This is a genomic window from Bacillus thuringiensis, from assembly GCF_001182785.1.
In the GTDB taxonomy this organism is placed as follows: domain Bacteria; phylum Bacillota; class Bacilli; order Bacillales; family Bacillaceae_G; genus Bacillus_A; species Bacillus_A thuringiensis_S.
Map to the genome: position 1 here is coordinate 1,615,408 of NZ_CP012099.1, position 25,581 is coordinate 1,640,988.

A 25,581-nucleotide genomic window follows, 5' to 3' on the forward strand; every position below is an offset into this window, starting at 1 on the left:
AAGAGGCAAACCTGTGATGCGGGTTTGCCTTTTTTTGAAGGAGAAATACCTAAGGCCAGAAAGTTGTCTATTCTTTCTGATCTTAGGTATTTTGTTTGTTATCATATACATAGAAATAAAAATTAATAATTTTTTACAAAAGTGATAGAAAATGAGAATAAAATGCCAATAGTAAGTAAAAGCAGCTGCTAAAGGGGAACTGAGGAAGGAAGAGGCTTATGATTTTCAATTCTGAAGAGGATTTAATTATAGCTATGAAAAAACATGATCAAGATGCTTTGAAAGAAGTGATTGATCAATATGGAAAATTAATTTTGTACATTTTTCATAAATCATTAAGTACCCCTATTGAAAAACAATATGTGGATGATTGTTATAACGATGTATTTACTGTCATTTGGTTTAATATCGATCAATTTGATACAGAAAAGGGAAACTTAAAATCTTGGATGATTGGTATTACTAAATTGAAGGCATTGGAATATAAAAAGAAAGTATATAAAGAGAATAAAATCGATAAAGACGTAGAAATAGATACAGGTGTACATGATAGGTACGAAATAGAACAAGAAGAAGAGATTATGGAAATAGTTCAAGATTTAAATAAGAAAGATCGATATATTTTTTTAAAGAGGTATATTGATGGATATTCCATTGACGATATTGCGAAAGAATTAAAAGTAACGACGGATTATATATACAATCGAATTTCTCGTGGGAAGAAAAAACTTCAAAAACTGTGGAAAGGGAGTGTGTAATATGGATAAAAGATTATTATCGATGTTAAATGAGCTCCAATATTCAGAGGAAGAAATTACACGTTTAGAGAAAGAAGCAAATGAGTCTATCAATATAGATAAGTATTATGTGAAAAACGGGGAGTTATTGAAGAAATTAACGGTGCAAATGTTGGAAGAATCAGTTCGGAAAGAGTTGCAAGAAGGAGAGGAAATACAATGCGAAATATTAGTGGAAGAAGGAAGTCTTGTAAATTCTAAAGTTATACCTAATATATTAACCACAGGTGCTACATTTTATTATTACATTGTTTTAACTAATACAAGGTTACAAATTATAGCGTTAGATTGTTATTTTAAAAAGTTAAATGAATACAGTGTATTAGTAAACTCAATTCAAGCAATTTCGCAACATAAAAAAATGAAAAATGTATATGAAATTAAAATAAATAACAATTATATACAATTAGGAAGTAAGGAGTATAATCAAGAATTAACAGTTTTAATTGGAAAGCTAAAACAATGTGGAGTGAAAGAAGAGAGATATAAAGATTTCGAAAAAAGTTGGATGATTTTTTTCAATGTGTTTGTAATAGCGATAGCTGGGCTTCTAGTTTTAAAATATTTAATGTGAAAATAAAAAGCGGCATAATAGCCGCTTTTATCGTTTGGTTAGTATTTTATTTATGATTTTGTATTTTGAAAAACTTACTTATAATAAATGCAAACTTTCAATAAGAAGATACATACCCGTGCAACTTAAAAGGATGTACGTAAATATTTTGAAAATCCGTTGATTAAGCCATTTGAAAATAATTTGCCCTATATACAAACCTAGAAATACAATTGGAATAGCGTAAAAACTTGATTCCCAAATTGTTTTGTTTGTGCCAGTAAAGAGTATTTGAGTTAGTAGGCTAATGAAATATATAAATAGATAAAAAGCTAAAGTAGTTGCTCTCAATTTCTCTTTTTTCGTATCAGTTCCTGTAAAGTAACAGGGGTGGTCCTGGCATACCGATACTTGTCGTTAAAAGACCGGATAATCCGCCCACTAAGAAATCTCTAGATTTTGTTGATTTAATCTTAAAGTTGCATATTAGCATCAACGTTAATAGTAAAAGCAGGATGCTAATTGCTAATTTAAAAGTGTTGATGTTAATGGAAGTGAAAATGAAAATACCAAAAGGAACACCAACTATACTTCCGAAAATTAATCTTTTCAGTAGTATAAAATCAATATCCATTCTTATTTTCCAAATGAGTGATATGGAAATAATTAATGATAAAATGATATTTATTTGTATAGCTTCTTGTGGTAGAAATAACATGAGTAAGAAAGGTGTTGCCATAATAGAAAAGCCAAAACCTGTACTTGTTTGTAAAATAGAAGCTACTAATATAATACATATGAAAATGAATATAATTTCCAAAATAGCCCCCCTACATAATCAAATTTAATAAATATTTTAACATAAAGTGAAACTTTAATCAGTGGGGGGCTTACTGCACGGCAAATAGCCGCTTTTTATGTTGCATTTAATATTCTAATGATGATCCTGTAGTTTTAAAGTATTTTTCTCGTGAAGGAGTCATTACCCGGATTGCTAATAAACAGGAAAGGAAAAGAATGAGTAACGAGCTACTTATTACAGTAAATTGAACGGAAAGAAATTGTGCGGATGCCCCAATTGCTAAAACGAAAAAGATTTGGATGAAATTTTTTATGGAATCAAACACGCTATCGATACGTCCTATCATATATATAGGGATGTTATTTTGATAAAATGTTATAAAGCCAGTACCAGCAAATGATGAAGAAATACCAAGTAAAATGAAACCACCTGCTGCGACTATAAATGAATTTGAAAAGGCGAAAATTACATAGCCTATTGCTGTGAAAATCATACCTAATCCGATACAATGTTGAATTGGTAATCGTTTGGCAAAGAGAGAGACGAGAAATGAACCGGAAACGTAAGCAGCGCCAGTTATACTAACAAGCATACTGTATTCTATATCGGTTAAAAACAGTACTTGCCTCGTAAAAACAACTTCTTGTGAATCGAGTGCCATAGAAACAAGCATAGTCGCTTGAAATAAAACGAATATGAGAATAATGTACGTTTCTGTTCGAGCGAACGAAAAAACTTGTTTCCAATCACTTCGTAATGTTTGTACGAAAGTATTTGCAACTTCTTCGTTTTGCTTTGTTTGTAATGTAATGTTTGGCAAGAAGTAAATGAGAATGGTAGAAAGTAGAAATGAAAGTGAGTTGCAGTAAATAACAAAGGCTGCTGAGTACGTGGTGAGAAGTATTCCAGCAAGAGCTGGACCGATAATAAAAGCCCCGTTTGTACATAGGCTATTCCATGCATTAAATTGAGCGCGCTCTTCAGCTCGTATGAGCATTGTTTTATAAGTAAATGAAGCTGGATCGAAAAATGATGTAGCGATGCGAGTTAAAAAGATGAACATATAAATGGCCCAAATAGAATCAAATAATGGAATACAGCCAATGAGAGCTGCTCGAATTATATCTGTGATGAGCATAATGGACCGTTTGTTTAATCGATCTACTATACTACCAGACCATATTTTTGTAACAACAGTGGCGATTGGACCAACAATCCATAATCCTGCTACAGCAGCAGGTGAGTTTGTGCTATTTAACACCATTAAGTTTAGAGCGATGAGATACATAAAATCACCTAAACGAGAAATTCCTGTTCCCGACAATAATAATAATTTATTTTTCATGAATAAATGGCCCTTTCTTTCATTGTTTTTTAATCCTGCAGGAAATAGCGTATTCCTTTTCAGAGTTTGATTGACGAGCGGTTTTGTTTTCCCAGCGTAATAAAACTTGTGTAATCTCCCAAGTAAGCTGTTGTAATTCCTCTGGAGTTAAAAATAAATGAGATACAATATGACTACCTGTATTCGTTCCTTCTGTGCCGCTTTCTTCAATATAGAAATGAGCAGCTTTTGCTTTATAATATTTTTCAATAATCCCTCGTTTTTCCTTCGTTTCTACTAATTCAAGCAGCCCTCCATCATATAAAATTTGAACGTGATAATGTACGCTTCCAGCAGATTTATTTAGTTTAGTAGCAACTTGTTTTGCAGTAAGTGCTTCATCTTTTAAAAGGTGAAGAATTTGAATGCGAGTTGCATTGGAAATGAGCTTCTGCTGCTCAGCTGAAATAGTAAGTCTATCGTCAAACATTATGGCACCCCTTTTCTTATAATCTAAATTTATTGTACATTCTAAAAAATTAGAACGTAAGGAAAATAAATCATCTTTTTCCTCTGTATTTCGACATAAATAAAAATAGCATGTTTATAAACATGCTATTAAGTAGAAGGAGATTCTTCATTAAATTCCCCGCGATAAAACAAGAACAGCCATATAAAACTTACAAAAATACAACATATAGCTAATAAACTGCCAATCATTTGAGGAGAAAGAATTTCTAACAGCCCTCCTGTAAAAAACATCGATAACTGAATAAGAGATCCGTAAATGGAATAATGGAATGAAAAAACTTTACCCATCATATTTTCGTGTGTGTAAGTTTGAAGTAATGTCGTATCAAGTGGAACGATGATTCCTCCTGCTATGCGCATACAGAATAAAGTAATGATACCGATAATAAGTTGATCGGATAGAATGAATCCGAGAAAGAAAATTTCTTGTAATAAGTAGGCCCAACCGAATACTTTTTTCATTTTTTCTTTATTATGAGACATATAAAGATTAACGAGGAGGCTTCCAATTATAAGCCCAGTGCCTTGAACTGTATATAAAATTCCAATGTTAGTGTGGAAAATTCTCTCGGCATAGATCGTTAGAAGTAGTTGATAAGCGCCGCCAATAATGCCCCATGAAATGCCGACAAGAATTAATGTTAAAATGATTTTTGTTTGTAATATGTATGTATAACCATCTTTTATATCAGTGAAAAATGCTTTTTTCTTGTTACAAGTATTATGAGCAGGGATACTCATAGTATAAATAAAATAAGCTGAAATAAAGTATGATAGGCTATTTACTAAAAAAGCGAACTCAATATGTAAAGATTGTGCAAGTATCCCGCCCAAAGAAGCACCTATAATAGACATAAAACCAGTAATTGTACTAGAAAGAGAGTTAGCAGTTACGAAATGGTTTTGGTGTACGATATTTTTTAAGGTTGCTTGTTTAGCCGGCTCAAATAAACAAGAAAGTACAGATAAACATATATTAGCAATGAAAATAATCTCAATTTTATAGCCTGCGAGTAAGTATGTAAGGACTAGAATTCCCCGTGTAATATCGGTGAAAAACATAATATTTTTTTTAGAAAAACGATCTACAACTCCGCCAATGAAAGGACTAAGAAGAAGCGCTGGTAACCCTTTACTTATAAAAGTAAGTGCGATCATAAACGGCGATTCCGTTATGCTGTAGACAAATGTTAATAAAGCTACCGTATGAAACCAATCCCCAAGTACACTGAATGTTTGCCCATAAAATAGTTTATTGAAGTTTTTATTTGTTTTAAGAAGTGTGGAATAAGAAACTGACATAAATAGATTAATCCTTATGTAATGATGATGCTTGAACTTGTTTTTTCCATTCGCTTAAATACACTTTTTCCTCTGTAGGAAGTCCAACAGGTAATTGTGCGATCAACTCTAAACTATTTCCATCAGGATCGTTAAAGTATACGGAGGCGTGTGCCAATTCTGGAAAAACAATCGGTTCAATTGGCTCCATCCCAAAGTCTTTTCGTGCTGAAATTCCTTTTTGATTTAGCCAATATATCGCATTTTCTAAATCATGTAAGCTAACTTGAAAGGCGATATGTCGTAAAGAGGGGTGATAATGAACTTTGTATTCTGACCCTTCCCAAAGGCCGAGCCAACTTTTATTTTCTGTAATCCAAAAGAAAGCAATATTGTCTCCTCTTTTATATAATGTTAGGCCTAGTGATTCGTAAAAAGGAATAGATACTTTTAAGCTATGGACAGGTAAATGGGCTTCGTAAAGACCTTTAATCATTGTAATCCTCCTTAGTAAAATGTTTCTTATTCCATATTAAACGATATTTTGTTAGTTGAAATCGCAAATAAGAGGGATATAAATTCATACGAAAGTATGAAAAAAACAGCTCAAATATGAGCTGTTTTTCTATAGTTTTTAGTTCATTTGTCAAGGATAGGATATATTAATATCCGTATCCGCCGCCACCCCAACAGCTACATCCGATGATGATTAGAAGGATGAATAGTACGATAAGCAAAGCAAATCCACCGCCGAAACCAGCGCAACTTCCACCATAACTCATATGTTTTCCTCCTTTTTAGTAAGTTAATCTATATGGTTCATGGACTACTATATACAGTATGTTTTTTGTATAGAAAACGAGCCAGTCTCATTTATAATTAGACAAATGCCTGTAGATTCATTAGGATTGTATGTTAGTGATTTGTAAATAAATCTTTACATGATTCGTAATTTAGGCATAGAAAAATAAAAAATTGTAAAAAAAACCATTTTTTTATTTTTTTATGAGAGAATATGTACTATAATTTTACAAGTAATATTATGGGAAAAGGGAGTTTTAGTATAGAGATGGAGATGGGACAATTACAAAATAAAATAGAAAACAAAAAGAAAGAGTTAATTCAACTTGTTGCGAGACACGGATTGGATCATGATAAAGTTTTGTTATTTAGCCGAGATTTAGATATACTAATTAATAAGTTTATGAATGTAAAAGACAAAGTGCATAAATAAAAAATTTATAGTTTTTTATATTAAGATGTTTCGCGAAAGGAGAGGACCGTAATTGGAACATTTACAGGAAGAATTGTATAAACAAATAAAAGAAGAAAAAGGTACAGTTACAATTTTCTTAAAGAGTGGCGTTAGAATAGTAGGAGAAGTTGTTGGAGTAGATAAATTTACAGTTTTAATTTTAGTGGATGGAAAACAACAGCTTATTTATAAGCAGGCTGTATCAACAATAATGAAATAAGACACTCGTGTTGAGTGTCTTATTTCATTATTGCTTGCATGCCTCAACATCAATGCCGGCAGCGATTAACTTCTTTTCTCCATTTTGTTCAATGATTTTTTGTAATTTAGATAGGAAAGAATCAAAGTTTGTATGCTTTGCTACTTGGAATGTCATTTTATGTTCAATTGGTAGCCACGTATCAATATCAGCTTCGTTATGCTGGATTTTTACCTCAAGTTTATCGAGTGCATTAGCAACTTTTGCTTCGTACGTTTCTTTCGCTTCAAACTCCATCCATAAGTCATATAATTCCTCACCGAGAGAACCTGTTAATGTTTGTTTAATATTTAAAATAGCTTCTAGTTCATTTTTTTGTTTTTGTAGTTGTAATTCGTGACTATTCATTGTATCAAAAGCAGGGATATCACCAGCTTCGGCTTCGACTAGGTCGTGAATAATAACCATCTTAAGTAATTTCTCAATATTTACTTTTTGATCCAAATAAGGTTCAACTAAAATGGCCATTAGAGACATACGCCATGTATGCTCGGCAACACTTTCTTGACGTCCGTTGGAAAGCCAGCTGTGTCGCATTTCATATTTTAATTTTTCTGCTAATGCAATGACTTGTAAAATGTTGTGTTCCATCGTGAGCCTCCTCATGTTTTTATACCATAATTCTAATATAGAAATGAAATGTGTCAATTTCATGAGTATATTGCGATAAACAGATGATAAGCGTATAATACATGTTATATGTGAAAACGTATTATTAAAATAAAAAAATGTTATATGAAAATGGAAAGGAAAGGGCAGAAATATGGGAGAAAAAAATCAAGTGTTAGCTAGACCACAAAGAAGAAAAAGGAAGTTTGATATTTCTAGCCCAGTGGGCATCATAGTAGGTTTCATCATAGTGATAGCGGCGATTATGCTTGGTGGCGGTGGAATAAAAGCTTTCAAAAACTTTTTAGATATTTCATCTATTTTAATTGTCATAGGGGGAACGACAGCGACAATTGTTGTGGCATATCGATTTGGAGAAATAAAAAAATATACGAAAAGTATTTTCACTGTTTTACATAGAAGAGAAGAAGATTTAGAACAGTTAACGGATTTGTTTGTTGATTTTTCGAAAAAGTCTAAAAAGAATGGCTTGCTTTCTTTAGAGGTTGATGGAGAGCAAGTAGACAATCCTTTTATTCAAAAAGGAATTCGATTAATGTTAAGCGGTTACGATGAAGATGAATTAAAAGAAGTGTTATTGAAAGATATTGAAACGGAAGTGTATGAGTTAAGAAAAGGAGCAGCATTATTAGATAAAATTGGTGATTTTGCTCCAGCTTGGGGAATGATTGGTACGTTAATCGGTCTTATCATTATGCTCCAAAACTTACAAGATACATCGCAAATTGGTACAGGGATGGCAGTTGCGATGTTAACGACATTATATGGGTCTGTACTTGCGAATATGATTGCAATCCCTCTTTCGGAAAAAGTATATCGTGGTATTGAAGATTTATATACAGAGAAGAAGTTTGTAATAGAAGCAATTTCAGAATTGTATCGTGGACAAATCCCTTCTAAATTAAAGTTGAAACTGGATACATACGTATACGAAACAAAGGTAACAAAGGTAAAAAAGGTAAAAGGAGCAGCCTAATATTTCAAGGAGTGGTATGATGAGTAAAGGACCGCAAAAGGGATCGCCTCGTTGGATGACGACTTTTACAGATTTAACGATGTTATTATTAACTTTCTTTGTATTACTAGTTGCTACATCAAAGCAAGATGCAGTAAAATTGTCAAAGATGCTTGAAAAGTTTAGTGATACGGGGCAAGTAGATGCAAAAGTAATGGAAAATACAATACCGGATATTTCACATGAAAAAAATGATGAAAAAATGATCTCAAAAAAGAGAATGGACGAATTATATAAGAAGTTAAAATCGTATGTAGATAATAACGGTATTAGTCAAGTGAATGTATATCGAGAGGATACAGGGGTAAGTGTCGTTATAGTAGATAATTTAATATTTGATACAGGCGATGCGAACGTTAAGCCTGAAGCGAAAGGGATAATAAGTCAATTAGTTGGATTTTTTCAATCCGTACCTAACCCAATTGTTGTAGAGGGACATACAGATAGTAGACCTATTCATAACGAGAAATTCCCTTCTAATTGGGAGTTATCTTCAGCACGAGCGGCAAATATGATTCACCATTTAATTGAAGTGTATAATGTGGATGATAAAAGGCTAGCTGCGGTAGGATATGCAGACACAAAGCCAGTTGTACCAAATGATTCACCGCAAAACTGGGAAAAAAACCGTCGCGTTGTTATTTATATAAAAGAGTAGTATATTATTATTTTAATAATAAAATAATAAAAATACGAAAATTCTTTTAAAAAAATATTAAATTTTATCATTTTATTTTGTATAATGAGTGAGAATGATAAGGTGAAATATTAAGATATATTTATACATAGAAGGAGAGAATTAAAAAGAATGGCACATAAAATTTTAGTAGTAGACGATGCGATGTTTATGCGAACGATGATTAAAAACTTATTAAAAAGTAATGCTGAATTTGAAGTTATCGGCGAAGCAGAGAATGGGGTAGAAGCAATTCAAAAGTATAAAGAACTTCAACCTGATATTGTAACATTAGATATTACTATGCCAGAAATGGACGGGCTTGAAGCATTAAAAGAAATTATTAAAATTGATTCAAGTGCAAAGGTTGTTATTTGTTCTGCAATGGGACAACAAGGTATGGTATTAGATGCAATTAAGGGCGGGGCAAAAGACTTTATTGTAAAGCCATTCCAAGCGGATCGTGTAATTGAAGCTTTAACAAAAGTAGCAAATAGTTAATATAGAAGGGGTGCCACAAGGAATCAAAACAGTGATAGCGGATCGACGTGTGGCCCCCTTTTTTCTCATTATAAAACACTAAATTGTTATACATAAATGAAATGTTTGTTAGACAGGTAGGGGATAAAAATGCAAACAGATCTATTAAATATATTTTTCGAAGAGTCAGAAGAACATTTACAGTCGCTAAATGAAAATGTGCTAGTGTTAGAGCAAAATCCTGCTGATATGGATGTTGTAGGAGAAATATTCCGCTCCGCTCATACATTCAAAGGTATGTCTGCGAGTATGGAATTTACAGAGATGGCTGATTTAACGCATAAGATGGAAAATGTGTTAGATGAAATTCGTCATGGAAATATAGTTGTAAATGCGGATATTATTGATGTGATTTTTGAGTGCATTGATAATTTGGAGAAGATGGTTGCAGATGTGCAACAAGGTGGAATGGGCAATATTGATGTAGTCTCAACTAAACAGAAATTAGAAGCATTATTGAACGGCAATGTAGAAACTCCTACGGAACATATAGAGCAAAATCATATAGACAACGATGATGCAGTTTCGCATGAAGTGCATATAACAGTTGAACAGCAAGCAATTTTAAAAGCAGTACGTGCCATTATGTGTATTGAAGCATTGCAGAATGTAGGGAATATACAAAAAACAGCTCCGAGTATTGAAGAAATTGAAGCAGATGCTTTCGGATTTGAATTTACAGTATTTATGGATACTGATTGTGGTATAGAAGAATTGAAACAAGTAGTACTTCATGTTTCTGAAATTGAGAAAGTGGAAGTAAAGCAAGGAGAACCTATATCGAGGGAAGTAGCTTCTAAAAAAGTCGTTACACAAGAAGTTGTGCAAGTAGAAGGAACGCTACAACCAGCTGTGGCTACGCAGGTAGAATCACCGATAGTGGCAACGAATCAACCTAAAAGTGCTATACCAGCTAAAAGTACTACAAAAACGAAAAATGCTAAAGTGGAGAATCGTTCAATTCGTGTTCAATTAGAGAAAATCGAAAGATTAATGAATATGTTTGAAGAAAGTGTAATTGAACGTGGGCGCATTGATGAATTGGCTCAAACGATTCAAAACAAGGAGTTAATTGAACATTTAAATCGATTAGGCGATATTTCAAAAGATATTCAAAACGTACTATTAAATATGCGTATGGTGCCGATTGAAACTGTGTTCAATCGTTTCCCACGTATGGTACGTATGTTAGCGAAAGATTTAGGGAAAAAAATCGATTTACAAATTACAGGTGAAGATACTGAAGTAGATAAAATTGTTATTGATGAAATTGGTGATCCGCTCGTTCATTTAATTCGAAATGCAATCGATCACGGTGTTGAAACTGTTGAAAAACGACGTGATGCAGGTAAAAATGAGACAGGTACTATTAAATTAGAAGCCTTTCATAGTGGAAATCATGTCGTTATTCAAATTACGGATGATGGAAACGGTATTAATAAAGGGAAAGTATTAGAAAAAGCGATTAAAAATGGCGTTGTAACTGAAGCAGATGCGAATAGATTAACAGATCGTGAAGTGTTTGATCTTATTTTCCAACCAGGATTTAGTACAGCTGAAGTTGTATCAGATCTTTCTGGACGCGGTGTCGGATTAGATGTTGTAAAACATACGATTCATAGTTTAGGTGGACATTTAATTATTGATTCTGAGGAAGGAAAGGGAAGTACATTTAGAATTGAACTTCCGTTAACGTTGTCTATTATTCAATCTATGCTTGTTCAAACGAATGATAAGCGTTATGCTTTACCTCTTGGAAATATCGTTGAAGCAATTCGAATTAAGAGGGAAGACATCCAATCCTTACAAGGAAAAGATGTGTTAAATTATCGTAATCAAATTATTGAAGTGAAACATTTAAGTACTGTATTTGGTGAAAAAACAGTAGATGAGGCGTTTGCGTCATATGATGGTCAAATGGTTCCTGTGTTAATTGTTCGTAATACACATCGCAGCTATGGACTTATTGTAAACACAATTATCGGTCAAAGAGAAATAGTCTTAAAGTCATTAGGTGACTTCTTTGCAGAGAGTTCTAACTATTTCTCTGGTGCGACGATTCTCGGTGATGGACGAGTGGTCCTCATTTTAAACCCAGAAGGTTTATAATAGGAATGAAGGAAAGCTCCCCACTTGTATACAATTGGGGAGCTTTTTGGCTAATCGTTACTAATCTAATAATGGGAATACATACATATTAACGTTTTATATAATAAGTTTGCTAAAATCAAATGAGAGTTTATATTATTTGATAGAAAAACAGAAATGAGGAGGCAGGGAAAATGCCTGAGCAACACACAAAAGGGGATACGAGCACGATTGTGCTAGAAAAAGAAAATGAGCATTTAACGCCTCAAGAATGCGATATTCTTGGCGAAATTGCAAATATATCATTTGGTTCAGCTTCGACTGTATTATCAACGATTTTAAATAGGCAAGTAAGCATTACTGCTCCTCGCATAGAGTTGGTAGATTTATATGATTCAAGAGATGTCGAAGTTCCACATGTTGTATTAAACATTCATTTTACAAAAGGATTAGATATGGAAAACCTTCTTGTTCTTAAACAAGATGTTGCATTGTCCATCGCTGATTTAATGATGATGGGAACAGGTGAAGTGGAGGATGGAAAAGAACTTGGTGAATTAGAACTAAGTGCTGTACAAGAAGCGATGAATCAAATGATGGGATTCGCAGCTACATCTATGTCGGAATTCTTCCAAGATACAGTAGATATGTCTCCGCCGACGATTAATGTTGTAAAGTTATCAGAAGAAATGGAGAAAATCTCTGAAATCGATGGGAATCATACGATTGTTAAAGTGTCGTTTGATTTAAAGATAGATAATCTTGTAAACTCTAAACTTGTACAAATTGTTTCAGTTGAGCATGCGAAACAAATGGTAAATAAATTAATGCAATTATCTGGTGGAGTAGAAGAAAAAGACGAGCCAGCAGAAGTAGTGGAAACTGAGATTGTAGAAGAAGTTGAAAAAGAGCATTTAACACAAGAAGAGAAAGATGTGCTTGGTGAAATTGCAAATATTTCAATTGGTTCCGCTTCAACAGTATTGTCAACGCTTTTAAATCAGCCAGTTACAATTAGTACACCAAATGTGGAAGCAATCAATGTTCGTCATTATGATGGAGTACCAGTGCCATTTGTTATTTTAAATGTTGACTTTGTTGAAGGGCTAAAGAATGAGAATGTATTCGTATTTACGAAAGATGTCGCCTTAACAATGGTAGATTTAATGATGATGGGAACAGGAGAAGTTGATCCGGAAAAAGAGCTTACTGAATTAGAACTGAGCGGTATTAAAGAAATTATGAACCAAATGATGGGTCACGCTGCTACGGCGATGTCAGAAATGTTCCAAGAAAAAATGGACATGACGCCGCCAAATGTTAAATTTGTAACGTTAAAAGAAGAAATGGAGTATTTGGGAGAGTCAATGGAAGTGGACGAACTCGTTCAAATTACGTTCAATCTTGAAATTGGTGATCTGCTTCAATCGAAAATGTATCAAATTTTGCCAATTTATGAAGCGAAAGAAATGGTAAGGCGACTTCTGTATCCAATGGTGGAAGAAGAAGAGATTGCCACAGAAGAAATTGAGGAAGAAAAAATTGTAGAACCAGTTGTGCAACCTATTGAATTTAAAGAAGTAAAACAAATGGAACCAGTATATATGGACACGTCCATTCTACAAAATGTAGAAATGAACGTGAAATTTGTATTTGGAAGTACAGTGAAAACGATTCAAGATATATTAAGTTTACAAGAAAATGAAGCAGTTGTACTAGATGAGGATATTGATGAACCAATTCGTATTTATGTAAATGATGTATTAGTGGCGTATGGTGAACTTGTAAATGTAGATGGATTTTTCGGAGTAAAAGTGACGAAATCACTATAAGGCATTGAAATAGGAGTTTGAACTAGTAGATGAAAAACGTAAAGTTTTTTCTAATGAGTTGGCTATGCATACATGTGTGCTTGTTCTTCCCCTTGCAAAGTCAGGCTGAGGAACAAATTGAGCCAGATCAAAAAATAAATGAAGTGAATGTACAAGAAGAAAATAAGGAATCTCAAGAACCGCCAGAGCAAGTGGAAACGAAACAAGATGAAGAGAAACAAAAAGAAGCAGAACAACAAGAAGTAGCAAATAAACAATTGAGTGAAAGAAAGATAGAAACAGAACAGGGAATTATTACAGTAAATAAGCCGGAGCTTAAAGTTGGCGAAGAGGTGCGAATTGCTGTAGAACCAAATGGGAAAAACATTCAAAGTATGAAAGGTATATTGCAGTTACAAAAAAATGGCGAGCAATATGCGCAAGAAAGAATGTTATCTTTTGAGTATGATGAAGAAACGAAGAGCTGGGTTGCTAACTATAAAGCAGGGGATTTTGATTTGCAAGGTGATTGGAATCTTCAGCTCGTTCAAAGTTACAAAGAGAATGAGAAAGAAGAGCTCATAAAAAATGAAGTGAAAGTCCCGCTCATTCGTATTAAAAATGAAACGCCAACTATAGATAAAGAATTGCCAAAGTTACAGAAAGTTACTATTGATGAAGTAAAAGAGAACTTAGTTGAACGAAAACAGGGAGATTCTATACAAATACGAGTAAAAGCGTCAGATATAGAATCGGTTGTAAAAGAAGTGCGCGTTACATTAAAAGGGAAAGAAAATAAAGAGCTTTCCTTTTTATTAGACTACAACAAGCATGATATGGATTGGCAAAAAGTATTTGAAATAACAGAAGCATTGCCGGCTGGGCCATACGAATTACTTGTAGAGATAATAGATGCAGCAGGTAATAAACTTGTTGAGGAAAGTGAATATACCATTTCTGTTTTGGCGCCAAAAAACGAAGATGATAAAAAGATAGAAGAGAAAGAAAAAGAAAAAGAAGAAAAATTAGATAATAAACTAGAAAATGAATTAGAAGATAAGAAAGAAAATGAGAAGCAAGAAGATTCGAAAGTCAAAAACCCGCTTCCAGAAGAAAATTTACCAGTCGTTCAAATTCCGAAGCAAGATGAGATAGTAAATAAGTTTATAAAAGAACCGTTGAAAGAGAAAGAGGAATTTACTTACGTTATAAAAGAGCCGTTCGAAGACAACAAGGAAGTACATAAGGCGAAGGACCAAAAAGAGAAAAATAACAAACAAGTTGTCTCTAAAAAGAAAGAACAAAAAGAAGAACCGAAAGACAAGAAAGAAGAAAAAGGTGAACAGGGAGTGCAAGCTTCTGATGTGTTTACTATCATGTCAGGTTTATTCGTACTGTTTTTAGTTTTAAAGAGTAATAAAGAATGGGGCTAATTATTTCATAGTAGTGGAGGTGCTTAAATGGAGATTAAACGTACGACAATTGAAGATAAGGCGTTACAACCATTAAAACAGCCTGCAGCTATTTCGGAGCATGAAATCCAGAAAGAACGAAAGCGTAGCAATTTAGTGTTTACTGGACAGTCTAAAATTATTTCGAAAAATAATGAAATAGGTATTTTACTTGCAAGTTTAAGTGATGGAAAGATTATGAAGGAAATGCTTTCGAAAGAGATGGATACAGTGTTACAACTTTTTAAAAAGTTACATACGTTATCCGGAGAAGGTAAGCAAACAGAAAAAATATTTGAACAAGTAATTAGAAGCCTACAAGGGCTTGTTAAGCAGGCGCATATAAAAGAACTTCCTTTGTTAGATGGAACATATGATTTCGCTGAAGTACAACTATCATTTGGTAGAAAAGTACATATTCCGTTATTAGATGTGAGTGCACTTATCTCTAGAGTGGAAAGTGATTCTTCAGAAGGAAATATAAATTTGATGGTAACGGTTATTACTGCTTATATAACGAAATTGTCTAACGAAACAATTTTAATTAGCGTTACAGACCGCATTGCTAAAGATCGGGATGTAAGTGTATGGAGAGCGCTTGCGGAAATGAACATGACACAATTGTCACAGGCGTTGAAACATACGGTGCAAGAACATAAATGGTCTATGACGTTTCTTTTTCTCTTTATATGGATTGTCGGTATTATTTTAATTCGAGTTATGTAAAAAGGTCGTCACTCCATTGTGACGACCTTTTTTATATTTTTTCGTAGAAGAATGTATCAAATCGCTGAAGATTGTAACGTTCGGGTGTTAAAATTTGTTCCGTACTACCAACAAATAGTACACCGCCTTTTCGTAAAGAACGACTAAATTTTTCATAAAGTTTTACTCTTGCTTCTTCTGTAAAATAAATCATTACGTTACGACAAATAATCAAATCATAATTTGTATCGAACGACTGCATTAAAAGGTCGTGCTGTTTGAACGTAACGTTTTGTTTAATGTTTTGATGCAATGAATATATATCATTCTCTTTTGTGAAATGACGTTCTTTCAAATCATTAGGTAATTCCTTCAGAGAACGTTCTGTATATTGACCGCGTTTTGCGGTTTCTAAAATATGAAAATCAAGATCTGTTGCTTGAATTTCAAAACGAAATGGAGCTAGATGCTTTGATAAAATTAAAGAGAGTGTATAGGGTTCTTCACCAGCAGCGCAAGCGGCACTCCATACCTTTAATTTTCCGCTATTTTGTTCGAGTAATTTTGGTAGTGCTTTCGACTCTAAAGTTTGCCAGCGTTCTTTATTTCTAAAAAACTCTGAAACGTTAATTGTAATATAGTCAATAAAATTTAAAAATAAATTTTGATCAGCGCGTAATTTGTTTAAAAAATTAGTGTAGTTTTCGAAGCCTTTTCTCGAAATGAAAGCATCGATTCTACGGCGCATTCTATCTTGTTTATAAGAAGCGATATCCATATTGAATTGTTGTTTAAAACTCGCGATAAAATGATCATAATCTTGTTCAATTATCATATTTACAATGGGCACAATAATGATATTGTGCCTCCCCCTTTACATCATACGAATTTTTTGTTCAAAGCTTTTTTTCATTTGCTTTTCATGTAATCCTGGTAAATCATAAATGACAGCATCAATACCTGCTTCTTTTGCAACATCGACAGGGATGACAGATGTATGTTTGTCCCCATTATAAAAACAGAGAACTAAATCAGTGTCTTCAATAATTTGTTTAACAAAAAACATATAATCTGATCGGTAAATGGAGTCAGAAGGATGATCGAAAGCAACATATTCGGCTCCGTGTTTTTTTAAGTAATCAACGACTTCTTGAAATTCATCTGTTATTGCTTGCAATGGTTGCAGCGTGTAAAGGCATAAATTTTGAGCGAGTCTTTCATTCTCAACGAAAAAACGAAGAACCTCATTTTCAATAGATTTATAACATAATATGTAAATTTTATGTTTGTGAGCATAGTCAGTTAAAAATTTTTTAATTTCTTCTTGATCTAATGCTGTTAATTGATTTGAACCACAAAGGAAAATATTCATAGAATTGTGCCACCTCATGCTAAATTGTAACATATCTTTTATAAAAAATAACTGCAAAATATTACTGTTCAGAGTATAATTATAAATAACTGGATTTTACGATTAAGTTTAGGAAGAAATAAAAAAATAAATAGGTGATATATATGCTACGTTCTATCTCGCATAATCCAATTTTATCGCATATACCGCCTGCTACTCAAATGCCGAAAGAAGCAAATGTCAGGACAGGACTTGCATTTTCGGATAATTTGCATGCAGATCCGAAAAAAGATAAATTACTAGAACAAATGGAAGCGTTTGTCGATAATATTGGAGAAATTAAAGAGAAAATTGAAATGGAATTAACGCTTGATAATGTAATGGAATACAAAAATACAGTAAAATCATTTTTGAATTTTTACGTTGATAATGTATTGCAGTATAAAGATGTCATGTCTCGTCACCCACGTTACGGATATTCACAGAAAATGACGATTGTGAAACAGGCAGAAATGGGATTGAATGAATTAGAAGATGTTATGAATTTAATTAATACGAAAACAGGACATTTAGAAATGTTAAATCAAATTGGAGAAATCCATGGTTTAATTGTGAATTTAGTCTTGTAAAAGAAAGGAAGCTATATGTACATACAATTATATGAAAAACTCGTTATTATTCAAAAAGCGTATGAAAATATTCAAGCGCTTGGAGAGCAAATATATGAGAATTTAAAAAATAAAAATGTAAATGCAGTTCAAAAGTTGCAAGTAGAGCAATTGCAGTACATTGATGGTTTAAAAGGGTTATCAAGCTCATTTGAAGAAATGGTTGTTCATTTCTGTAAAGAACAAGGAGTTGAATCGTTTCGTGTAAGTGCGTTATTTTCGTGTTTTTCTCAAGAAGAAATTGAAAAAATGGAAGAATTACAAAAAAACGTAACTGAATTAGAAGAGAATGTAAAAATGATTCTTTTGAAAAATCAATATTACTTAAACGTACTATTAAAAACTACAGAAAGTATTGTGGATTCTGTTTCTGAATATAACTTAGAGCGAAACAATAATTCGCAAATCTTTATGAACGAACTATTGTAAAGGAGAAGTGAAGCTTTATGAGATTATCTGATTATAATACACCGCTATCAGGCATGTTAGCGGCTCAAATGGGGTTACAAACAACGAAACAAAACTTGTCTAACATTCATACACCGGGTTATGTTCGTCAAATGGTGAATTACGGATCTGCTGGAGGGAGTAAAGGGTATGCACCAGAACAAAGAATAGGGTATGGGGTACAAACATTAGGTGTTGATCGTATTACAGATGAAGTGAAGACAAAGCAATATAATGATCAAATGTCACAGTTCTCTTACTATGCATATATGAATTCTACTTTGTCGCGAGTAGAGTCTATGGTAGGAACGACAGGTAAAAATTCATTATCTAGTTTAATGGATGGGTTTTTCAATGCTTTTCGTGAAGTTGCAAAAAATCCGGAGCAATCAAATTACTACGATACATTAATTGCTGAAACGGGGAAGTTCACAAGTCAAGTAAGTCGTCTCGCGAAAAACTTAGATACAGTGGAAGCACAGACGACAGAAGATATTGAAGCGCATGTTAATGAATTTAATCGACTTGCTGCTAGTTTAGCAGAAGCGAACAAGAAAATTGGACAAGCTGGTACACAAGTACCAAATCAACTATTAGATGAACGTGATCGTATTATGACAGAAATGTCTCAGTATGCAGATATAGAAGTATCTTATGAAGCTACAAATCCTAATATTGCAAGTGTTAGGATGAATGGTGTTTTAACTGTAAATGGTCAAGATACATATCCACTTCAATTACAGAAGGATAAAAAGCCAATGTCTGTACAAATATCTGGAACGGATATCCCATTAAGTGGTGGGACAATTTTATCGGCAATTGATACGAAAGCAAAGATTACAAATTATAAAGATAATCTGAATGAGTTTGTAAATTCGTTAAAAAAACAAGTGAATAATACTATGAAGAAAGAGCTTTTTGTAGGAGAAGATGCGAAGAAACTTGAATTGAATCCTGATTTTATAAAAGATATTTCAAAAATGAAAATTTCGGCTGAAACTGCCAACAACCTTGCGGCTATTACAGATAAAGGCTATAAGGATGGACTTACATATAAGCAAGCCTTAGATCAATTTTTAGTTGGGGTAGCCTCTGATAAAAGTTCAGTAAATGCATATCAAAATATTCATAAGGATTTATTAGAAGGTATCCAGCAAGAAAAGATGAGCATCGAGGGCGTAAATATGGAAGAAGAAATGGTTAATTTAATGGCCTTCCAGAAATACTTCGTGGCGAATTCTAAAGCTATAACTACGATGAATGAAGTGTTTGATAGTTTGTTTTCGATTATTAGATAAGGAGTAGTCATGTATAGTTGGTAATTGGAAATATTTAAGGAGGAGATAGAAATGAGAGTATCTACATTTCAAAATGCAAACTGGGCAAAGAATCAGTTGATGGATTTAAATGTGCAACAGCAATACCACCGAAATCAAGTAACCTCAGGGAAGAAAAACCTTCTTATGAGTGAAGATCCACTTGCAGCAAGTAAATCATTTGCGATTCAACATTCATTGGCAAATATGGAGCAAATGCAGAAAGATATAGCGGATTCGAAAAATGTATTAACACAAACTGAAAATACTTTACAAGGTGTTTTGAAATCTTTAACAAGAGCAGACCAATTAACAGTACAAGCATTGAATGGTACAAATAGTGAAAAAGAATTGCAGGCTATTGGTGTAGAGATTGATCAAATTTTAAAACAGGTCGTCTATTTAGCGAATACAAAAGAACAAGGTCGTTATATTTTCGGTGGTGATAGTGCAGAAAATCCGCCATTTACAGAAGATGGTACGTACCAGGGTGGAAAAAATGATGTGAACTGGAAACTAAATGACGGTTATGAATTCAAAGCGTTCCGTAACGGTGAAGCATTATTATCCCCTGTTATAAAAACGTTAAAACAGATGAGTGAAGCAATGCAAAACGGTGAGCAAAAAGCACTAAAACCGTTATTAGAAGGAAATAAGCAAAACTTAGATGGCATCATTAACCGTACAACTGAAGTTGGTTCAACAATGAACACAATGGAGACGTTTAAAACAATTTTAAGCGAGCAAAATGTAGCACTTCAAGAAAACCGTAAAGAAATTGAGGATGTTGATTTAGCGGTCGCAATTTCTGATTTAGCTTATATAAACGCAACGTACGAAGCAACATTAAAAGCTGTTAGTACAATGAGTAAAACGAGTATTTTAGATTACATGTAAATGATAAGGAGTGAAAAATATGGCAGGAACAATATCTGATTATGGTGGCAGACAACAAATATGGAATTTAGGAAATAACATAATAGATACAAAGAAGTTAGTAGATTTAGAGTTACAAGCATTGGAAATGAAAAAATCCCCTTATACTACACAAAAACAAACATTAACAAATGAAAAAAACGTGTATGCAAGCATGAAAAAAGAATTTGGCAATCTTGTACAAGTGTTCAAAGATTTATCCGCATTTAAAGGTGATGAAAAGAAAATAACTCTATCCAAAGATGGCTTTATGAAAGCACAAGCGGATGCTGCTGCAATTCCTGGAACATACACGATTACAGTAGAACGGGTAGCTGAAAGACATCAAATAACTACAGCTCCACTTACTCCTTCAAAAACTCCTGAAGGTATGGAGCAAAAATTTAGTTTAGATTTAAAACTTGGAGTAGATGATGTATTTCAGATAAATGGAAAAGAAGTTAAAATCTCAAAAGATATGACGTATAAAGATCTTGTCAATAAGATAAATAATGGGAATTATGGTGCATCAGTATATACATTAGGGGATCAACTATTTTTCACATCGACTACTGCAGGAGAAGCTGGAGAGCTGAAATTAACTGATGGCGCCAATGGTTTTTTACAAAATATAGGGCTAGTTACTTCTGCGAAAAATACGGATGGAACGAATGTTGTTGCACATCAAGTGACAGGAGCAATAAACGCTGAGTATACAATAAATGGAATAAAAGGAACTAGTAAAACAAATAAGATTGATACAATTCCAGGATTAACCATTAATTTAGAAAAGGAAACTACAGAGCCAATAAAATTAACTATTGAAGATTCTGATATAAAAAATTCAATAGATTTAATAAAAAAAATGAAAGACGAGTATAATAAGGCAGTTAAAAGTTTGGATTTATTTGCTGGAGAAAATGGAGTAATGCAAGGGAATAATGTGTCATTTGCTATCAATAATGCAATGACAGGTATTTTTAAATTCTCCCAAGATGATAAGTATTTATTTTCTTTTGGAATTCAAATTGATAAAAAAGGCAATATGACTCTTGATGAAGAAAAATTAAAAACAGCTTTTAAAGAGAATCCGGAATCCACGAAACAATTTTTCTTTGGTTTAAATGGTTTAGGTCATGATACAGAGAAAAAGTTAGACGGGATATTTGGAGATGAAGGAATTATTGGGAAACGTTCTAAAAGTATTGAAAAGCAAGTAACTGATTTAGAGAGAAAAATTCAAGATATTGATACAGTTAATAAGGAAAAACAAAAAACAATTATTGATAAATATGCAAAATTAGAAAGTCAGTTAGCATTGCTTGATAGTCAGTTGAAGACAATTCAAGCAATGACAAAAACAAAAAGTGATGACTAATGAAAGCTGAGGAAGTGATTGTATGCAAGCATGGCAACGTTATATGCAAAATGATATTATGACTAGTAATCCAATTAAAAATACAATATTTATTTATGAAAGATGCATCATTGAGTTTCGTAAATTGGAAGAATTTTTAAATACATTCAAACTTCAAGAGGGTGATGAACTTCTTGAAAAGTTAGAACGTATATTTGAAGAGTTGAAGCTCCAGTTAAATCCTGATATTACGAAAGATTTATACGATAGTTTATTTGGTTTATATGACTGGATTAGCATTCAAATTCAAACGATGAAAGTCACGCGTGAAGTAAAAGATATTGATGCCATTGTGCAAGTGCTACAGGATTTAATAGATGGATACCGTGGAGCGCTTGAAAATGAACAATGATATTTATCGAACGTTTGTCGGCTGTTTTAATGAAATCGGTGAATTGCAAGTGTCAGATGAAGAGTTTGCTGAGAAGAGTGAGATGTTAAATCGTTGGATGATGACACTAGATGAAGAAAAACGTACGCAAGTTGCAGCAGAAGTAAGCCCATTCATTATTAAGGCAGCTCAGCATATTCGAGATAAGCAAAAGATTTTGGAAGAAATGATTATGGCAAATGATGGGCGAATGAAGGCTAATTCATTTTACGGTAAATATTAATAATAACGTTTGGAAACAGATTCCCCTTTTAAAAGGGGGTCTATTCCTTCGTTTAAATAAAGAACTCCGCTGATTGAGGTTTCATTTTATGACTGTGATGAAAAAATAGTAATCTAAATAATAGAAAAATGGATTTTAGTTTATAGTTCATATATTGAAATGTTGTATAGATTACTGGGTGTATACAGTTTTTTGTATTCTTTTTTATATTTTTGTATTTTTCTAAAGACAATAATGGAAAAATGGAATAAAATATGTAAGGGTACATAATAGTAAATATTTTAATAAACACATATAAGAAAATAAATAATGAAGTGAAACTTCTATCAGTGGATCATTAAGTTAGAAAAGAAAGGGTGTGGAATATGCCAGATTTAGTGAGTGATGTAAGCCATTATATGAATTATTTAGTGACGAAACGAAATACTGTTTCTAGTAATATTGCAAATGCAAATACACCTGGCTATAAAGCACAAGATGTAACATTTGCTGAGCAGATGAATAAAAGTAGTGCATTATATAAAAACAATGCGGCTGATTTAAAGAGCAATCCAGATTTATATCAAACGAATGAAATGCACTTGCCGACAGTAAATACGAAAAATACATATGCAAAGATTCAAACAAAATCAATGCAAACGAATAAAGACGGGAATAGTGTGGATGTAACGACAGAAATGCTAGATTTAATGAAAACAAATCAGTTATATGGTATTTCAATTAACGCAATTAATACACAATATGCAATTAACCAAGCGGCACGCGGACGTTAAAAGTAGAAGGAGAGACAACGGATGTTTCAGGCAATTAATGCAAGTGGCTCAGGGCTAACGACAGCGCGAAAGTGGATGGAAGTTACTTCTAACAATATTGTAAATGCGAATACGACGGCGGCTCCGGGGGCAGATTTATATGAGCGTCGTAGTGTGGTGCTAGAATCAAACAATAGTTTTGCAAGTATGTTAGATGGTGCTCCTACTAATGGAGTAAAAATAAAAAGTATTGAAGCAGACAAAACGGAAAATTTAGTGTATGATCCGACGCATCCGCACGCAAATGAAGAAGGATATGTACGTTATCCAAATATTGATGTAACTGCTGAAATGACGAATGTAATGGTTGCTCAAAAAATGTATGAAGCGAATACGAGTGTATTAAATGCAAATAAAAAAATGCTTGATAAAGATTTAGAAATCGGCCGAGGATAAGGGGGAAGATAGTAATATGAAAATCCAACCAATGTTAAATACACAACCATTTGGAGCAATTCAGTCAATTGGTGCACCGAAAACTTCTCAAACATCTGTAGTTGAGGGGAAAAAGTTTATTGATTTATTGGAAGATATGAATCAAACGCAAAACAATGCACAAACAGCAGTATATGATTTACTAACTAAAGGGGTAGGAGAAACACATGACGTTTTAATTCAGCAAAAGAAAGCTGAGTCTCAAATGAAAACGGCTGCTCTCGTACGTGATAATCTTATTGAAAATTATAAGTCACTAATTAATATGCAAATTTAGGAAAGTGGACGGGTGTGTTTAAATGGAAAAGATGAAAAATGTTATCCAATCGTTAAAAACGTGGCATAAGTTAGTAATTGGTGCTGCGCTTTTAGCGATTGTAACAGGAGCACTTTTATACTTCACCTTGCCAGATAAATATGTTGTTGTATATCAAAATTTAAATGATACAGATAAACAAGAGATTACAGCAGAATTATCGAAGTTAGGTGTCGATTATCAATTAGCGGCCGATGGTTCGATTCGTGTGCAAAAGAATGATGCTCCATGGGTTCGAAAAGAAATGAATGGGATGGGCTTACCGTTTAATTCTAAAAGTGGTGAGGAAATTTTATTAGAAAGCTCGCTCGGTTCAAGTGAGCAAGATAAAAAAATGAAGCAAATTGTCGGTACGAAGAAGCAATTGGAGCAAGATATTGTAAGAAACTTTGCGACAGTTGAAACGGCAAATGTTCAAATTACATTGCCTGAAAAAGAGACAATTTTTGATGAAGAAAAAGCAAAAGGAACAGCGGCGATTACGGTTGGAGTGAAACGTGGACAATTGTTAACAGCTGATCAAGTTGCAGGTATACAGCAAATGATAAGTGCAGCAGTTCCTGGTGTAAAGGCAGAAGAAGTAAGCGTTATTGATAGTAAAAAAGGTGTTATCTCAAAAGGGACAGATGAAGCACATTCTAGTAGTTCTTCTTCTTATGAGAAAGAAGTAGAGATGCAGCATCAACTTGAAGGTAAATTAAAGCAAGATATTGATGCAACGTTAATGACGATGTTTAAACCGAATGAATATAAAGTGAATACGAAAGTATCTGTAAACTACGATGAAGTTACACGTCAGTCAGAAAAGTATGGTGATAAAGGTGTACTTCGTAGTAAACAAGAGCAAGAGGAAAGCTCTACTGCGCAAGAAGGGGCAGATACGAAGCAAGGTGCTGGTATTACAGCGAACGGTGAAGTGCCAAACTACGGTACGAACAATAATCAAAATGGTAAAGTTGTTTATGATAATAAAAATGGTAACAAAATCGAAAACTATGAAATAGATAAAACAGTTGAAACAATTAAGAAACACCCAGAATTAACGAAAACAAATGTTGTTGTATGGGTAGATAATGATACGCTAGTAAAACGTAGAATTGATATGACAACTTTTAAAGAAGCAATTGGAACAGCGGCAGGACTTCAAGCTGATCCGAACGGTAACTTTATAAATGGTCAAGTTAACGTTGTAACTGTTCAGTTCGATCAGCCGAAAGCCGAAAAAGAGAAAGAGCCAGAAAAAAGTGGTATGAACTGGTGGTTATTCGGTGGAATTACAGCTGGCTTATTAGCAATCGGTGGTCTAGTATGGTTCTTATTAGCAAGACGTAAGAGAAAGAAAGAAGAAGAAGAGGAATATGAAGAATACTTAGCAGAAGAGGAAGTGGCTGCAAGTAATGAAAGTATCTTGGAAATTCCTGAAGAAAAAATAGTGCCAGAGCCAAAACCTGAACCAGAAGAACCGAAAGAACCAACGTTAGATGAACAAGTGCAGGATGCTACGAAAGAACATGTAGAAGGAACTGCAAAAGTAATTAAAAAATGGTTAAACGGACAGTAAGGGAGGAACAA

Annotated in this window: 30 protein-coding genes and 1 pseudogene; 22 read left to right on the plus strand and 9 right to left on the minus strand. The window is 33.4% G+C overall.

Annotation, left to right across the window (positions count from 1 at the left end; genetic code table 11):
• Positions 1 to 218 precede the first annotated feature (218 nt).
• Together AC241_RS08505 and AC241_RS08510 are read left to right on the plus strand one after the other, a co-directional pair.
• Positions 219 to 758 (plus strand): sigma-70 family RNA polymerase sigma factor, encoded by a 540-nt coding sequence (locus tag AC241_RS08505; protein WP_050843140.1) that lies wholly within the window; start codon positions 219 to 221, stop codon positions 756 to 758.
• 1 nt (position 759) lies between these two features.
• Positions 760 to 1,371, plus strand: coding sequence for a flagellar motor switch protein FliG (locus AC241_RS08510; protein WP_050843142.1), 612 nt, complete (start codon positions 760 to 762; stop codon positions 1,369 to 1,371).
• Positions 1,372 to 1,449: 78 nt separating this feature from the next.
• Here the strand turns inward: AC241_RS08510 and AC241_RS08515 are convergent.
• From AC241_RS08515 to AC241_RS08540, 6 genes and pseudogenes are all read right to left on the minus strand, one after another.
• Positions 1,450 to 2,170, minus strand: a pseudogene (locus AC241_RS08515) (sulfite exporter TauE/SafE family protein).
• A 106-nt stretch (positions 2,171 to 2,276) separates the two neighbouring features.
• Positions 2,277 to 3,497, minus strand: coding sequence for an MFS transporter (locus AC241_RS08520; RefSeq protein ID WP_000791674.1), 1,221 nt, complete (start codon positions 3,495 to 3,497; stop codon positions 2,277 to 2,279).
• A 19-nt stretch (positions 3,498 to 3,516) separates the two neighbouring features.
• Positions 3,517 to 3,966 (minus strand): ArsR/SmtB family transcription factor, encoded by a 450-nt coding sequence (locus tag AC241_RS08525; RefSeq protein WP_000459090.1) that lies wholly within the window; start codon positions 3,964 to 3,966, stop codon positions 3,517 to 3,519.
• A 128-nt stretch (positions 3,967 to 4,094) separates the two neighbouring features.
• The gene (locus tag AC241_RS08530) at positions 4,095 to 5,309 is read right to left on the minus strand and encodes an MFS transporter (RefSeq protein ID WP_050843144.1); all 1,215 of its coding nucleotides are present in this window, start codon (positions 5,307 to 5,309) and stop codon (positions 4,095 to 4,097) included.
• Positions 5,310 to 5,316: 7 nt separating this feature from the next.
• Positions 5,317 to 5,784 (minus strand): VOC family protein, encoded by a 468-nt coding sequence (locus AC241_RS08535; protein ID WP_016082195.1) that lies wholly within the window; start codon positions 5,782 to 5,784, stop codon positions 5,317 to 5,319.
• A 166-nt stretch (positions 5,785 to 5,950) separates the two neighbouring features.
• Entirely contained in the window at positions 5,951 to 6,070 is a 120-nt protein-coding gene (locus AC241_RS08540; RefSeq protein ID WP_000120179.1) for a YjcZ family sporulation protein, read from the minus strand.
• A 233-nt stretch (positions 6,071 to 6,303) separates the two neighbouring features.
• On the opposite strand from AC241_RS08540, the gene AC241_RS08545 reads away from it, so the two are divergent.
• Together AC241_RS08545 and hfq are read left to right on the plus strand one after the other, a co-directional pair.
• On the plus strand, positions 6,304 to 6,522 hold the full coding sequence (locus tag AC241_RS08545) for an aspartyl-phosphate phosphatase Spo0E family protein (protein WP_016082194.1): 219 nt from the start codon (positions 6,304 to 6,306) through the stop codon (positions 6,520 to 6,522).
• Positions 6,523 to 6,574: 52 nt separating this feature from the next.
• On the plus strand, positions 6,575 to 6,763 hold the full coding sequence (gene hfq, locus AC241_RS08550) for an RNA chaperone Hfq (RefSeq protein WP_016082193.1): 189 nt from the start codon (positions 6,575 to 6,577) through the stop codon (positions 6,761 to 6,763).
• A 27-nt stretch (positions 6,764 to 6,790) separates the two neighbouring features.
• Here hfq and AC241_RS08555 read toward each other — a convergent pair whose 3' ends face one another.
• Complete coding sequence (locus AC241_RS08555) at positions 6,791 to 7,393, minus strand: HD domain-containing protein (protein ID WP_016082192.1); 603 nt, start codon at positions 7,391 to 7,393, stop codon at positions 6,791 to 6,793.
• Between the two features lie 172 nt (positions 7,394 to 7,565).
• On the opposite strand from AC241_RS08555, the gene AC241_RS08560 reads away from it, so the two are divergent.
• The 7 genes from AC241_RS08560 to AC241_RS08590 all read left to right on the plus strand — a co-directional run bounded on the left by AC241_RS08560 (position 7,566) and on the right by AC241_RS08590 (position 15,739).
• Positions 7,566 to 8,408, plus strand: coding sequence for a MotA/TolQ/ExbB proton channel family protein (locus AC241_RS08560; protein ID WP_050843146.1), 843 nt, complete (start codon positions 7,566 to 7,568; stop codon positions 8,406 to 8,408).
• Between the two features lie 19 nt (positions 8,409 to 8,427).
• Positions 8,428 to 9,105: an OmpA family protein gene (locus AC241_RS08565; protein ID WP_016082190.1), complete on the plus strand. Its 678-nt coding sequence runs from the start codon at positions 8,428 to 8,430 to the stop codon at positions 9,103 to 9,105.
• 150 nt (positions 9,106 to 9,255) lie between these two features.
• A complete protein-coding gene (locus AC241_RS08570) occupies positions 9,256 to 9,624 on the plus strand; it encodes a response regulator (RefSeq protein ID WP_000940568.1) in 369 nt (122 codons plus the stop codon).
• A 129-nt stretch (positions 9,625 to 9,753) separates the two neighbouring features.
• The gene (locus AC241_RS08575) at positions 9,754 to 11,772 is read left to right on the plus strand and encodes a chemotaxis protein CheA (protein ID WP_050843147.1); all 2,019 of its coding nucleotides are present in this window, start codon (positions 9,754 to 9,756) and stop codon (positions 11,770 to 11,772) included.
• 173 nt (positions 11,773 to 11,945) lie between these two features.
• Positions 11,946 to 13,583, plus strand: coding sequence for a flagellar motor switch protein (locus AC241_RS08580; protein WP_050843148.1), 1,638 nt, complete (start codon positions 11,946 to 11,948; stop codon positions 13,581 to 13,583).
• Positions 13,584 to 13,612: 29 nt separating this feature from the next.
• Positions 13,613 to 14,995, plus strand: a complete 1,383-nt coding sequence (locus AC241_RS08585; RefSeq protein ID WP_050843150.1) for a hypothetical protein — start codon at positions 13,613 to 13,615, stop codon at positions 14,993 to 14,995.
• A 27-nt stretch (positions 14,996 to 15,022) separates the two neighbouring features.
• Positions 15,023 to 15,739, plus strand: coding sequence for a hypothetical protein (locus AC241_RS08590; protein ID WP_016082186.1), 717 nt, complete (start codon positions 15,023 to 15,025; stop codon positions 15,737 to 15,739).
• A gap of 31 nt (positions 15,740 to 15,770) precedes the next feature.
• Here the strand turns inward: AC241_RS08590 and cheR are convergent, their stop codons facing one another.
• Entirely contained in the window at positions 15,771 to 16,553 is a 783-nt protein-coding gene (gene cheR / locus AC241_RS08595; RefSeq protein WP_000582875.1) for a protein-glutamate O-methyltransferase CheR, read from the minus strand.
• 39 nt (positions 16,554 to 16,592) lie between these two features.
• The gene (locus tag AC241_RS08600) at positions 16,593 to 17,090 is read right to left on the minus strand and encodes a flagellar motor switch protein FliG (protein WP_001020110.1); all 498 of its coding nucleotides are present in this window, start codon (positions 17,088 to 17,090) and stop codon (positions 16,593 to 16,595) included.
• A 143-nt stretch (positions 17,091 to 17,233) separates the two neighbouring features.
• On the opposite strand from AC241_RS08600, the gene AC241_RS08605 reads away from it, so the two are divergent.
• The 11 genes from AC241_RS08605 (at position 17,234) to AC241_RS08655 (ending at position 25,570) form a co-directional block, all read left to right on the plus strand.
• Entirely contained in the window at positions 17,234 to 17,698 is a 465-nt protein-coding gene (locus AC241_RS08605) for a YaaR family protein (RefSeq protein ID WP_000946323.1), read from the plus strand.
• Positions 17,699 to 17,713: 15 nt separating this feature from the next.
• Entirely contained in the window at positions 17,714 to 18,166 is a 453-nt protein-coding gene (locus AC241_RS08610; RefSeq protein ID WP_050843153.1) for a hypothetical protein, read from the plus strand.
• Positions 18,167 to 18,183: 17 nt separating this feature from the next.
• Positions 18,184 to 19,482 carry a flagellar hook-associated protein FlgK gene (gene flgK / locus AC241_RS08615; protein ID WP_001239702.1) on the plus strand — a complete coding sequence of 433 codons (1,299 nt, stop codon included), beginning with the start codon at positions 18,184 to 18,186 and terminating at the stop codon, positions 19,480 to 19,482.
• A gap of 51 nt (positions 19,483 to 19,533) precedes the next feature.
• Positions 19,534 to 20,397 carry a flagellar hook-associated protein 3 gene (locus tag AC241_RS08620; RefSeq protein ID WP_050843155.1) on the plus strand — a complete coding sequence of 288 codons (864 nt, stop codon included), beginning with the start codon at positions 19,534 to 19,536 and terminating at the stop codon, positions 20,395 to 20,397.
• A gap of 19 nt (positions 20,398 to 20,416) precedes the next feature.
• Positions 20,417 to 21,793 carry a flagellar hook-associated protein 2 gene (locus AC241_RS08625; RefSeq protein ID WP_050843157.1) on the plus strand — a complete coding sequence of 459 codons (1,377 nt, stop codon included), beginning with the start codon at positions 20,417 to 20,419 and terminating at the stop codon, positions 21,791 to 21,793.
• A 22-nt stretch (positions 21,794 to 21,815) separates the two neighbouring features.
• Positions 21,816 to 22,184, plus strand: coding sequence for a flagellar export chaperone FliS (locus AC241_RS08630; protein ID WP_050843160.1), 369 nt, complete (start codon positions 21,816 to 21,818; stop codon positions 22,182 to 22,184).
• Entirely contained in the window at positions 22,174 to 22,446 is a 273-nt protein-coding gene (locus AC241_RS08635) for a hypothetical protein (protein ID WP_001058075.1), read from the plus strand. Before AC241_RS08630 ends, AC241_RS08635 begins: the two co-directional genes overlap by 11 nt.
• 365 nt (positions 22,447 to 22,811) lie before the next feature.
• On the plus strand, positions 22,812 to 23,219 hold the full coding sequence (gene flgB, locus AC241_RS08640) for a flagellar basal body rod protein FlgB (RefSeq protein ID WP_016077909.1): 408 nt from the start codon (positions 22,812 to 22,814) through the stop codon (positions 23,217 to 23,219).
• Positions 23,220 to 23,240: 21 nt separating this feature from the next.
• On the plus strand, positions 23,241 to 23,654 hold the full coding sequence (flgC, locus tag AC241_RS08645) for a flagellar basal body rod protein FlgC (protein WP_000484680.1): 414 nt from the start codon (positions 23,241 to 23,243) through the stop codon (positions 23,652 to 23,654).
• Between the two features lie 16 nt (positions 23,655 to 23,670).
• On the plus strand, positions 23,671 to 23,970 hold the full coding sequence (gene fliE, locus AC241_RS08650; RefSeq protein WP_000701682.1) for a flagellar hook-basal body complex protein FliE: 300 nt from the start codon (positions 23,671 to 23,673) through the stop codon (positions 23,968 to 23,970).
• Positions 23,971 to 23,992: 22 nt separating this feature from the next.
• Positions 23,993 to 25,570, plus strand: a complete 1,578-nt coding sequence (locus tag AC241_RS08655) for a flagellar M-ring protein FliF C-terminal domain-containing protein (protein WP_029441905.1) — start codon at positions 23,993 to 23,995, stop codon at positions 25,568 to 25,570.
• Positions 25,571 to 25,581: the final 11 nt, after the last annotated feature.

Excerpts from the sequence above, each read along its gene's own strand:
- AC241_RS08505 (WP_050843140.1), top strand. The coding sequence starts at position 219 with ATGATTTTCAATTCTGAAGAGGATTTAATTATAGCTATGAAAAAACAT.
- AC241_RS08510 (WP_050843142.1), top strand. The coding sequence starts at position 760 with ATGGATAAAAGATTATTATCGATGTTAAATGAGCTCCAATATTCAGAG.
- AC241_RS08520 (WP_000791674.1), bottom strand. The coding sequence starts at position 3,497 with ATGAAAAATAAATTATTATTATTGTCGGGAACAGGAATTTCTCGTTTA.
- AC241_RS08525 (WP_000459090.1), bottom strand. The coding sequence starts at position 3,966 with ATGTTTGACGATAGACTTACTATTTCAGCTGAGCAGCAGAAGCTCATT.
- AC241_RS08530 (WP_050843144.1), bottom strand. The coding sequence starts at position 5,309 with ATGTCAGTTTCTTATTCCACACTTCTTAAAACAAATAAAAACTTCAAT.
- AC241_RS08535 (WP_016082195.1), bottom strand. The coding sequence starts at position 5,784 with ATGATTAAAGGTCTTTACGAAGCCCATTTACCTGTCCATAGCTTAAAA.
- AC241_RS08540 (WP_000120179.1), bottom strand. The coding sequence starts at position 6,070 with ATGAGTTATGGTGGAAGTTGCGCTGGTTTCGGCGGTGGATTTGCTTTG.
- AC241_RS08545 (WP_016082194.1), top strand. The coding sequence starts at position 6,304 with ATGTACTATAATTTTACAAGTAATATTATGGGAAAAGGGAGTTTTAGT.
- AC241_RS08555 (WP_016082192.1), bottom strand. The coding sequence starts at position 7,393 with ATGGAACACAACATTTTACAAGTCATTGCATTAGCAGAAAAATTAAAA.
- AC241_RS08560 (WP_050843146.1), top strand. The coding sequence starts at position 7,566 with ATGGGAGAAAAAAATCAAGTGTTAGCTAGACCACAAAGAAGAAAAAGG.
- AC241_RS08565 (WP_016082190.1), top strand. The coding sequence starts at position 8,428 with ATGAGTAAAGGACCGCAAAAGGGATCGCCTCGTTGGATGACGACTTTT.
- AC241_RS08570 (WP_000940568.1), top strand. The coding sequence starts at position 9,256 with ATGGCACATAAAATTTTAGTAGTAGACGATGCGATGTTTATGCGAACG.
- AC241_RS08575 (WP_050843147.1), top strand. The coding sequence starts at position 9,754 with ATGCAAACAGATCTATTAAATATATTTTTCGAAGAGTCAGAAGAACAT.
- AC241_RS08580 (WP_050843148.1), top strand. The coding sequence starts at position 11,946 with ATGCCTGAGCAACACACAAAAGGGGATACGAGCACGATTGTGCTAGAA.
- AC241_RS08585 (WP_050843150.1), top strand. The coding sequence starts at position 13,613 with ATGAAAAACGTAAAGTTTTTTCTAATGAGTTGGCTATGCATACATGTG.
- AC241_RS08590 (WP_016082186.1), top strand. The coding sequence starts at position 15,023 with ATGGAGATTAAACGTACGACAATTGAAGATAAGGCGTTACAACCATTA.
- cheR (WP_000582875.1), bottom strand. The coding sequence starts at position 16,553 with ATGATAATTGAACAAGATTATGATCATTTTATCGCGAGTTTTAAACAA.
- AC241_RS08600 (WP_001020110.1), bottom strand. The coding sequence starts at position 17,090 with ATGAATATTTTCCTTTGTGGTTCAAATCAATTAACAGCATTAGATCAA.
- AC241_RS08605 (WP_000946323.1), top strand. The coding sequence starts at position 17,234 with ATGCTACGTTCTATCTCGCATAATCCAATTTTATCGCATATACCGCCT.
- AC241_RS08610 (WP_050843153.1), top strand. The coding sequence starts at position 17,714 with ATGTACATACAATTATATGAAAAACTCGTTATTATTCAAAAAGCGTAT.
- flgK (WP_001239702.1), top strand. The coding sequence starts at position 18,184 with ATGAGATTATCTGATTATAATACACCGCTATCAGGCATGTTAGCGGCT.
- AC241_RS08620 (WP_050843155.1), top strand. The coding sequence starts at position 19,534 with ATGAGAGTATCTACATTTCAAAATGCAAACTGGGCAAAGAATCAGTTG.
- AC241_RS08625 (WP_050843157.1), top strand. The coding sequence starts at position 20,417 with ATGGCAGGAACAATATCTGATTATGGTGGCAGACAACAAATATGGAAT.
- AC241_RS08630 (WP_050843160.1), top strand. The coding sequence starts at position 21,816 with ATGCAAGCATGGCAACGTTATATGCAAAATGATATTATGACTAGTAAT.
- AC241_RS08635 (WP_001058075.1), top strand. The coding sequence starts at position 22,174 with ATGAACAATGATATTTATCGAACGTTTGTCGGCTGTTTTAATGAAATC.
- flgB (WP_016077909.1), top strand. The coding sequence starts at position 22,812 with ATGCCAGATTTAGTGAGTGATGTAAGCCATTATATGAATTATTTAGTG.
- flgC (WP_000484680.1), top strand. The coding sequence starts at position 23,241 with ATGTTTCAGGCAATTAATGCAAGTGGCTCAGGGCTAACGACAGCGCGA.
- fliE (WP_000701682.1), top strand. The coding sequence starts at position 23,671 with ATGAAAATCCAACCAATGTTAAATACACAACCATTTGGAGCAATTCAG.
- AC241_RS08655 (WP_029441905.1), top strand. The coding sequence starts at position 23,993 with ATGGAAAAGATGAAAAATGTTATCCAATCGTTAAAAACGTGGCATAAG.